Source organism: Acinetobacter sp. HA (assembly GCF_000264725.1).
Classification (GTDB): domain Bacteria; phylum Pseudomonadota; class Gammaproteobacteria; order Pseudomonadales; family Moraxellaceae; genus Acinetobacter; species Acinetobacter schindleri.
On the sequence record NZ_AJXD01000066.1, the window covers coordinates 1 to 9,134 of the forward strand.

Here is a 9,134-nt window from a genome sequence, read left to right on the forward strand (position 1 = left end):
TTTTGTATTTCGGTTTTAAATGAAGCGATTGAAAAATATGGATCACCTGAAATATTGAATACAGACCAAGGCAGTCAGTTCACCAGTGATGCATTTATTGATGTATTGAAATCAAATGGCATTCAAATCAGTATGGATGGTAAAGGTCGATGGGTAGATAATGTGATGGTTGAACGATTATGGCGGAGCGTTAAATATGAAGAGGTGTATCTCAAAGCTTATAGCAGTGTCACAGATGCGAAAAAGCAATTAAGTGCATATTTTGAGTTTTATAATTTGAAACGACCTCATTCGAGTCTAGACATGAGAAGCACTGCTTCGCAAGGCTAAATGAGTTTTACTATGATCAGCTACCCCAACAAAACAAGGTGGCTTAACTAGAGCGGAATATCACTTATAAATACGCTTTTAGTTGTTCAAACAAGTGGGACCACCTCTCTTATGAATAGATTTATGTAAGTATAGGAAATATATATTAATAGTTCTTACCCGTTAGTTTTATGTTTCTTTAAGTACTTGTTAAACTAATTGAGGACTTCTCATAAATATATAAATTAATTAGAAAGCTACTAATTGCAAAATCAACAAATACTCAGCCTAGTCGTTTCTTCAGTTAAACAAGGCCAAGGATTAATTTAGCCAATATTTGCATTTGATTGTTATTTTTCCTTTCTAAATAGTCGAAGACCTCACTCATTTGTGAGGTCTTTTATCAATTTATTCAGGGGTATTTGGTGCCTTAGATTCTGTCTCCGCTTCTTGATGAGAACAGTTTTTTGCATTTCCCTTTTTGTATTTAGCCTTTTTATAACAGTATCCAGCCAATACGCCTGCGCCAATCAATGTTAATAATTTCATTGCTCACCTCAATAGATTAGAAATAACAACCTCTATAGGTATCATCTATATGGATTGCATTCCAAAGCTATTTGGAAAGTTTTTTTAAATGAAAGGTTAATTTATGTGTATAAAATAAAAAAGCCCACATTCCTGTGAGCTTTCCCCTTAACCATTTTGCGCTGATTTAGGATAGTTGATAAAACATACAACGATCAAACAATAGACAATCTATAAAAAATATAAATATATATACGAATTATATATATATCCATATTAAATAAGTCTGAAATTTAATTATTGCAATAAATAGTCAAACCAGCAACCTAGTTCTGGAGGCAATAAAAAAACCACCCTAAGGTGGCTTAAATTTGTTCTATTCTTATTAGAAAATTATTTTTATTATTGAGTCTTCGACTCTCCCCATACCTATTCATTAATTTTACGACCAATAGGAATCTGGCGTGCCATCGCCTCTTCAGGGACATTCCGTTGCAGATCTATAGTCAATAAACCATTATCATAATCTGCCTGCTGAACCTCTACATGAGAGATGGATCCGTAAATTTGAACAACTCCTATAAGTGATATTCTGCTCCTCAAATGATGTTATAAACATCAATATATGGAGTATTTTATGGCACGTAGACCAAGAAGAAATCATTCAAATGATTTTAAAGCTAAGGTAGCACTTGCTGCGATTAAAGCAGAAAAAACACTTGCTGAATTGAGTGCTGAATTTGATGTTCATCAAAACCAAATTATTGACTGGAAAAATCAATTGATCTCAGCTTCCTCGCAAGCTTTCGATCAATCAAAAGCTCCATCAGAACCCCCCATTGATCTTAAAAAGTTACATGCAAAAATCGGTGAGCAGGCATTAGAAATTGATTTTTTAGAAGGTGTGTTGAAGAAACTGGGCCGCTTCAACCACAAAAGTTAATCGACGACTCACTTCAGATTTCAGTATCTAAGCAAGCTAAGCTGCTGAAAGTCTCCCGTGGTTGTTATTATTATCGCCCAAAACCTGTTAGCTCATCAGATCTGAAGCTGATGCGATGTATTGATGAATTACATATGCAATATCCTTTTGCAGGCAGTCGTATGATGCGTGATTTGTTGAATCGTCAAGGGCATCATATAGGACGACGTCATACACGTACTTTAATGAAGAAAATGGGTATTCAGGCGTTATATTGCAAACCAAATTTAAGCCAGGCTAATCAAGCTCACCGTAAATATCCATATCTGCTCAAAGGGTTGGCTATTCAGCGCAGTAATCAAGTGTGGTCTACGGATATAACGTATATCCCTATGGCAAAAGGCTTTGTTTATTTATGTGCTGTGATTGATTGGCATAGCCGCAAGGTACTTGCGCATAGGGTATCGATTAGTATGGAGGTGGATTTTTGTATTTCGGTTTTAAATGAAGCGATTGAAAAATATGGATCACCTGAAATATTGAATACAGACCAAGGCAGTCAGTTCACCAGTGATGCATTTATTGATGTATTGAAATCAAATGGCATTCAAATCAGTATGGATGGTAAAGGTCGATGGGTAGATAATGTGATGGTTGAACGATTATGGCGGAGCGTTAAATATGAAGAGGTGTATCTCAAAGCTTATAGCAGTGTCACAGATGCGAAAAAGCAATTAAGTGCATATTTTGAGTTTTATAATTTGAAACGACCTCATTCGAGTCTAGACATGAGAAGCACTGCTTCGCAAGGCTAAATGAGTTTTACTATGATCAGCTACCCCAACAAAACAAGGTGGCTTAACTAGAGCGGAATATCACTTATAAATACGCTTTTAGTTGTTCAAACAAGTGGGACCACCTCTATGTTCATCCAGGCGTAACGATAACTTAAATGAACGGCTTGCGATTCCCTTATATAAATATTCAACGTTTGGATCGTTTTTTTCTTCTACTATTTTACCAGTTATAGTCAGTACCTTATTTTCCAAATTAATCTCAAGTTGATCTTGATTAAATCCTGCAGTTGCAACAGAAATACGATAATTATTATCTCCTGTTTTTTCAATATTATAGTGGGGAAAGTTTGGCGTATCACTTTGTAATGCAAAATCGAATAGATCACTTAAGCGGTCAAAACCAATACTCCGACGGAATAGTGGTGATAAACTGAAATTACTCATCGTAACACCCTCCTGATTTTATAAACCAGCTGAGACTTCATTATCGATTTTGATAATAGAGTAAGAAGCAGTATCTGGATTGCTATCTTATTTATCAGGGTACATGCAGGTATTTTCAACGGCAGAAATAAATGAAAATACATTTCTTGCCCTATTTATATTTTTCCCGGCACATTTAGAAAAAATTAAATTTAAGTGAGTATTTAAAACATCGTTTTTTTCTTAGGAAAGGCAAAAAATTAATATTTTTTATAAAAAAACCGCACCTTGGGGAAGATGCGGATAAAACTCGATATTTAATCAAGTGTGGAGCTTTTTGAACACCTAGTAAAATAATCAAGATTCAAGAGACTGTCAATAAAATATTTAACTAAAATCTTAATTGATAAGGATAAAATTTTCTCTCTGCCGGGTTTTATGAGCGTCTATCTAATTAGACTCAATCCTTATTGTCACCTACCTCGCCCCCATGGACCTGATGATCAATTTCAGTTGCACCCTTCAAAGCCAATAAACAAAATATAAGGTTTAGCATAATTTTTCTTCCTATGAATAAGTTTATGGGAATGTTTAAGTATTTTCCTCTTTTAACTGCCTTGATTTAAATATCATCTTATTAAAGATTAAATAAGATCATTTACGTCACATTGAGAATTTCCTGAATCTAAGAAAATTTGAGGAATCTACTTAACAATATTGTTCCAGCAATTAAGCCGAGAACTCTTTTAATAAAAATCGCTTTACTGTCTCATCAAAATCCGGATTTGCGAGAATTGGCTGATTATTTTTAATAACTTGATAGCAACAGCTTGCAGCCACACCTACACCTAATAATGTCAACAATTTCATTGTTCACCTCAGATACTAAAAATTTAAACTTAAACTATCATTCAAAATTGTAGCCTTCCAACTTAGTTTTGATGATTTTATGTTCTGTATGTAATTGAATGTAGGTAAGATAAATAGTATTGAGTAAAAAATATACAGTTAAGTAAACATTGTAATTAACCTACAGTCTTGCACCACAGTTTTGTCAAAAAGGTCAATTCAAGTTAATTATGACTTAAATTCCTTCTGTTTAATTATGTCCTTATTCTAATAAAAATAAAATAATAGTCATCCGGCATACTAGGTCTGAGTGCATTACATGATCAATTTCTTAAAGATTAAAATGTTTATATTTCATGTTTAATGCCTAGTGGAAAGATATTCCAAACCTGCAAAAAGTGTAATTACGTTTTTAAGTGGTTTTGTGTCTATATTCATCTTATCTTAATTTTTATTAAAGACAAAAATTAGAATGTAGAGGTTAAGTATGTGTTCAAACTATGAGTTTCCGTCGAAACAACGCTTGTCTTTACTCGACATTCATGAAGAGCAGCTAGAATTAGAAATTAAATCTCATGTCTATCCACTTGCACCTGCTCCTATCATTATGCGTGGTACGGAAAATTTTGAACTCGATATTGCCCATTTTGGATTAATCCCTTCCTGGGCGAAAGAATTAAAATTTGGTCGTCACACCTATAATGCACGTACTGAAACAGTTGCCGGCAAACCCAGTTTTCGGCATGCCTGGGTAAAAAATCAATTTGCATTGGTGCCTGTAGAGGTCTTCTATGAACCTAAATATATAGAGGGAAATTCACATTGGTTCGGAATTTCACGTGCAGACGGTAACCCTTTTACTGTTGCTGCAATTTATGATGATGCCCATATTGATGGCAAGAGAATCAGATCTTTTTCAATGTTGACCATGAACGCAGATAAACATCCATTTATGAAACAGTTTCACCGTCCGAACGATGAAAAGCGTTCGATTATTGTCATCCCGGAAGAATTGCGGTATGACTGGTTGCACTGTACTCATGAAGAAGCCAATGATTTTTTTATTGAAATGAAAGACGAATTTATTGTCAAGCCTCAGAATAAAGAAAATTCATTAGATAAGAAAAATTAAGTATCCCTAACAGCATTCAGTTTACTTATTTAAATACTTAAAGAGCAAAAGTATTTTATTAAAACTTTTTAAAAGACAATTAAAAGCCCAAATAAAATTGGGCTTTATTGGAGTAAAATTAGTTTCACTCTTCCACTTCTAGAGGATCACCATCTTCCGGACGTGTATGACGCGTAGCATCATCTGCCGGGTCAACACTTGAACCATCTTTAGTAATTGCATTATATAATTCATCTTCCTTCTTATCATCAATAAATTCCTCGTCATCAAATTCCAGAGGCTCATTATCATCATCAAAGTTTAAAGGCTTTTCTTCATCTTTCATGGCGATCCCTTCATAGTTATCATGAGAAATTCTTATGCTCAAACATTGGTTAAAGTTATTCAATAGTCAACAATCATCATTTGTGTAACTAAAAAGAAAGACGAGTAGAATCTAAAATATTTAAAAAAAACTATCCGCTAATTTTTCTCTTAGCCGAAATCTATAATTTAAATGATTTAAAAATAAAATTTTTCTTGAAAGTAAGCTAACAAAGATAATCAGTTATCTTATACCTGATTAAAATAGAAATTTTATTAAGGGATGGATACACAACAAAACCATAACCTTCTAGAGATACCACATAATAAAGCTCTGATTAGAATTATTTTTAAAACATGAGTTTATCAGTTGTATTTCATGCGATATTTATATTGATATCGAGGTTAATATGAGTAATCGGAATATCAAAGAAATAATTTCCTCAGCTGCACGTAACTTGCATACCATTATCATCACTGCGCGAGAAGATGACGGTTCAATTGAAACACGCGAGGCGGAACCTTATAGTTATCGTCGTAAAGGTAAGACTGAGAAATTTTTTTGTTATGACATTCGCAGAGATGGTATCCGAAATTTTCATGTTGATAATATTATTTTCGTTGAAGAAACAGAAAATACTTTTTATCCACGCTGGATCGTAGAGGTTTAGGCTCAAATTTCATCAATAAAAATCAGACTGTCCTATCAAAGTCCACCTATTACAATGCAGGCCAACTTTAACAAGTCTAATAATAAATGAAACTAATATATTTTTTATTGATTAATTTACAATCAATTTAGCTTCTTTGATTTATAGAATGATCAAAAATTTAATTAACTATTATCTATTTACATAACTTTTAAAAATAAGATGCATAATTTTTGAGACAGTACTTTATTCTACATTTTCTTCATCAACGTCTTTCCAAACTTAAATTCAGTTATGAAGCCCAAAAGAAAACCGCCTTATGGCGGCTTTCTTCGAGTTTCAATACTTAGCGCTGTTGTCCGCGTTGATTTTGTTGATCACGCTGATGAGCTTGTTGTGTTGAATCTTGCTGTTGACCTTGTTGATTAGGCTGCTGTTGCTGTTGCAGATCCTGCTGATTCTGTTGATCTTGCTGGTTCTGCTGATTTTGCTGACGTTGATTTGGGTTCTGTTGATTTTGCTGGTTAGGCTGTTGCTGTTGCTGTTGATTTGGATTTTGCCATTGGTCTTGCTGATTTTGCTGACGCTGTTGCTGATTCTGGTTCGGATTTTGTTGGTTTTGGTTAGCCATTGGAGACGCTCCTTTTTCCTTTATAAGTAAATGAACCGATCTTTACGAGTTCAGTATTTACTCTACAGCCTTCTGCATAAACTCCAAGTCATAACCTGTTACAGACTAATTCAATGTAAAATAAATTGATTTAAACTATTGATAATCCATTTTTACACTTACATTATTTACCCAAGCATCTCGTAAATAATAAGAATAGCTACTAATATGTGCAGATGAAATCTATATCTTAAAAAATGCAAAATTCTAATTTTTAAAATATAAATATTTTATTTATAATTCGTAAAATTATTAACTATAAAACTTAGATTTAATATTTTTTCAAGACATCAAAACCTATATAAAGATTCTAAATACTTTATACAGGGAAGATCAAAAATTGATTATACACTCAATTAAAATATAAGTCATTTTTGAGAAGATTAAACAATTGGGTTAAGTATGGGGCGAAGACCCAATTACCGATCATTCTAGTCTAAATATAGTTAAGTCAATTAGTATATCTTTCCATCATATTATAATTTTGTATATAAGCAGAATCGTCAATCCCATGCGCTACGACATAGTTTCCGCAATCTGTAACCATCTGAAGATTGATCAATACATTCACTTATGCAAAAAGACCAAAAATAAAAACCAAAGGAATCGCCGCTGATAAAAGTTTTTCATGATATTCCCCTAAAAATGAAGGGAAATTTTATTTTTAATTATTAATATATGATTAAAACGAGGAACAAAAACAAAAAAAGTAACCCTTTTAAGATATTAATTACTGCATTATAAACACTTTAATTAAACATAATAATAAATAAAAATAAGTAAGCAAACATTTTATAATATATTGTTATCTAATAGTTTATTAAAAAACCTCTAAAAAAGAGGTTTTTTCAATCTTATTCAAATTATTAATTAAATCGCGACCATTTTTACAATAATCGTTTGAGTATCTTCTTTTTCATCGGGTAATTGCAAACGTTTTAACTCCTTGCTTTTCACCTTTAGTTTTAAATTCTGGTAGGTAATAATCGCAGGAATCTGATCAAAATACTGTGCATCCGCATCAATTTCTTCCTGAAATAAAGGGGTACCCAACTGATAGTCCAGACTTTTCAGGACTACATATTTAACTGTAGTTTTCATTGTAACAACCTACTTTCATCAAGCACTTTATTTTTATTTTTACCACTGTTTAAGCTTAGATGATACCGTTAAATGCAAATTTTGCTTAACTCTTGGTCAAACACACTCATTCGCTGAATTTTGAACATGTGTATCTCATATTTAGCTTTTAACAGCATGTTTTGTATAAATGTATACAATCGTAAGGGTGATTGAAGAATCCGCATTTCGTCTATACATTGAATACATCACCCTCAAATAAAAATGATAGCCATGTTAAAAGAATGTTGTGATTTACTCGAACAAAAAAAACTGAAAGTTGCTTTTGTAGAAAGTGCAAGCTCAGGCTATTTAAGCAGCCAGTTCTCGCTTTATAAAGAATGTGGTGCACAAATTTTACTCGTTGGACTGGTTTGTTATGATGCCAATCTGAAAATGTCAATCTTAGGGGTACCTCAGGATTTAATTGATAAATATTCACCTGAATCCCCGGAAGTGACGAATGCGCTTGCGATTACCGGCCAGAAGCTGTTTCAAGAAGCCGATTTGATCGTAGCGTGTACCGGCTTGCTCAAACCTGGTGGTAGTGAATGTAAAGAAAAGCCGGTAGGAACGTTTTTTGTTTCGGTTTTCTATGAAGGTCAAACTTATGATTATCGCTATCTGATTGATGGTACACCTGAGGAACGCCTGGATATATTGACGGAACAGATTGCTGATCAAATGATGGATTTAATTGATAGCAAAACTGCTTAATTTCGCGTCTTTATAAAAAATTAGTGGATGAGGATAATGATGAAAGTCAATATTAGTTTGTTTTTACTTGGTATTTGTCTTAGTCCATTGAGCCTTGCGACGGTGGGTGGCCAACAAAACCTTGAAGTTTTGGGTTATGAAGCCAAGGACCAAAAACTATATCTGTTGCGCCATTATCTGGATGGGCGTGGACGTCTGCCTCAACTGTATTATTATAATTTTAAATCCAAGATGCCAAACCAGCTGATTCAGGTCAATTCCCTATATATCAATCCTAAAACCAAGAAAATTGACTATGATCAGAATAGCAAGAAGTTTGATCAGGAAATTGCCAAAATCAAGAAACGTTTGACTCCGGTAGTTCCTCTTCCGAAGCAGAATATTCAGCTCAAGTTACTAAAGACCAGAAAAGGCACTGCACCTGCATGGCATGATCCGAAACAAAGCGTACCTAAATGGACCTATCAATATCGGATTGAATCAGGTCACTATAAGAGTCCAATACAACAGGCTATCAGCTATAAACCCGATTTAAGGTTAAATCAGATCTATAAAATTCCGAAACAGGATAAATTACTGGTCACTGTAAAATATTTAGGCATTCAATTTGAAACTGGGTATCACATTGAAGATCCCGCCCTGCTCAGCCATTAAATGAAGATTAAATAAATATAACCTATAAAAAAATAAGGTCTGACGAGAGACCTTATTTTTT

9 protein-coding genes and 4 pseudogenes are annotated in these 9,134 nt (G+C 33.5%); 6 read left to right on the top strand and 7 right to left on the bottom strand.

Features of this window, described 5'->3' with window-relative positions:
- A pseudogene (locus HADU_RS10760) lies at window positions 1-377 on the top strand (transposase); the annotation flags it as partial.
- A 340-nt stretch (window positions 378-717) separates the two neighbouring features.
- Here HADU_RS10760 and HADU_RS15655 read toward each other — a convergent pair.
- Both HADU_RS15655 and HADU_RS15915 read right to left on the bottom strand, forming a co-directional pair.
- Window positions 718-858 carry a hypothetical protein gene (locus HADU_RS15655; RefSeq protein WP_171056670.1) on the bottom strand — a complete coding sequence of 47 codons (141 nt, stop codon included), beginning with the start codon at window positions 856-858 and terminating at the stop codon, window positions 718-720.
- 408 nt (window positions 859-1,266) lie between these two features.
- Window positions 1,267-1,386, bottom strand: a pseudogene (locus HADU_RS15915) (heat-shock protein); the annotation flags it as partial.
- A gap of 88 nt (window positions 1,387-1,474) precedes the next feature.
- On the opposite strand from HADU_RS15915, the pseudogene HADU_RS15370 reads away from it, so the two are divergent.
- Window positions 1,475-2,621 (top strand): annotated as a pseudogene (locus HADU_RS15370) (IS3 family transposase).
- A gap of 61 nt (window positions 2,622-2,682) precedes the next feature.
- Here the strand turns inward: HADU_RS15370 and HADU_RS10775 are convergent.
- Window positions 2,683-3,000 (bottom strand): annotated as a pseudogene (locus HADU_RS10775) (Hsp20 family protein); the annotation flags it as partial.
- A gap of 708 nt (window positions 3,001-3,708) precedes the next feature.
- Window positions 3,709-3,849 carry a hypothetical protein gene (locus tag HADU_RS15660; protein WP_004809164.1) on the bottom strand — a complete coding sequence of 47 codons (141 nt, stop codon included), beginning with the start codon at window positions 3,847-3,849 and terminating at the stop codon, window positions 3,709-3,711.
- Between the two features lie 466 nt (window positions 3,850-4,315).
- Between HADU_RS15660 and HADU_RS10780 the strand changes: the two genes are divergently transcribed.
- Window positions 4,316-4,960: an SOS response-associated peptidase gene (locus HADU_RS10780; RefSeq protein WP_005221852.1), complete on the top strand. Its 645-nt coding sequence runs from the start codon at window positions 4,316-4,318 to the stop codon at window positions 4,958-4,960.
- A gap of 124 nt (window positions 4,961-5,084) precedes the next feature.
- On the opposite strand, the gene HADU_RS10785 is transcribed toward HADU_RS10780, so the two are convergent.
- On the bottom strand, window positions 5,085-5,285 hold the full coding sequence (locus tag HADU_RS10785; RefSeq protein WP_005221851.1) for a hypothetical protein: 201 nt from the start codon (window positions 5,283-5,285) through the stop codon (window positions 5,085-5,087).
- Window positions 5,286-5,673: 388 nt separating this feature from the next.
- Here HADU_RS10785 and HADU_RS10790 point away from each other — a divergent pair, with 388 nt between their 5' ends.
- A complete protein-coding gene (locus tag HADU_RS10790; RefSeq protein WP_008306306.1) occupies window positions 5,674-5,934 on the top strand; it encodes a WYL domain-containing protein in 261 nt (86 codons plus the stop codon).
- Window positions 5,935-6,259: 325 nt separating this feature from the next.
- Here the strand turns inward: HADU_RS10790 and HADU_RS10795 are convergent, their stop codons facing one another.
- Together HADU_RS10795 and HADU_RS10800 are read right to left on the bottom strand one after the other, a co-directional pair.
- Window positions 6,260-6,544 (bottom strand): hypothetical protein, encoded by a 285-nt coding sequence (locus tag HADU_RS10795; RefSeq protein WP_004809157.1) that lies wholly within the window; start codon window positions 6,542-6,544, stop codon window positions 6,260-6,262.
- Between the two features lie 909 nt (window positions 6,545-7,453).
- Window positions 7,454-7,684 (bottom strand): hypothetical protein, encoded by a 231-nt coding sequence (locus tag HADU_RS10800; protein ID WP_004809153.1) that lies wholly within the window; start codon window positions 7,682-7,684, stop codon window positions 7,454-7,456.
- A gap of 252 nt (window positions 7,685-7,936) precedes the next feature.
- Between HADU_RS10800 and HADU_RS10805 the strand changes: the two genes are divergently transcribed.
- Both HADU_RS10805 and HADU_RS10810 read left to right on the top strand, forming a co-directional pair.
- On the top strand, window positions 7,937-8,419 hold the full coding sequence (locus HADU_RS10805; RefSeq protein ID WP_005221849.1) for a CinA family protein: 483 nt from the start codon (window positions 7,937-7,939) through the stop codon (window positions 8,417-8,419).
- 39 nt (window positions 8,420-8,458) lie between these two features.
- Entirely contained in the window at window positions 8,459-9,073 is a 615-nt protein-coding gene (locus HADU_RS10810; protein ID WP_034592825.1) for a hypothetical protein, read from the top strand.
- Window positions 9,074-9,134 lie beyond the last annotated feature (61 nt).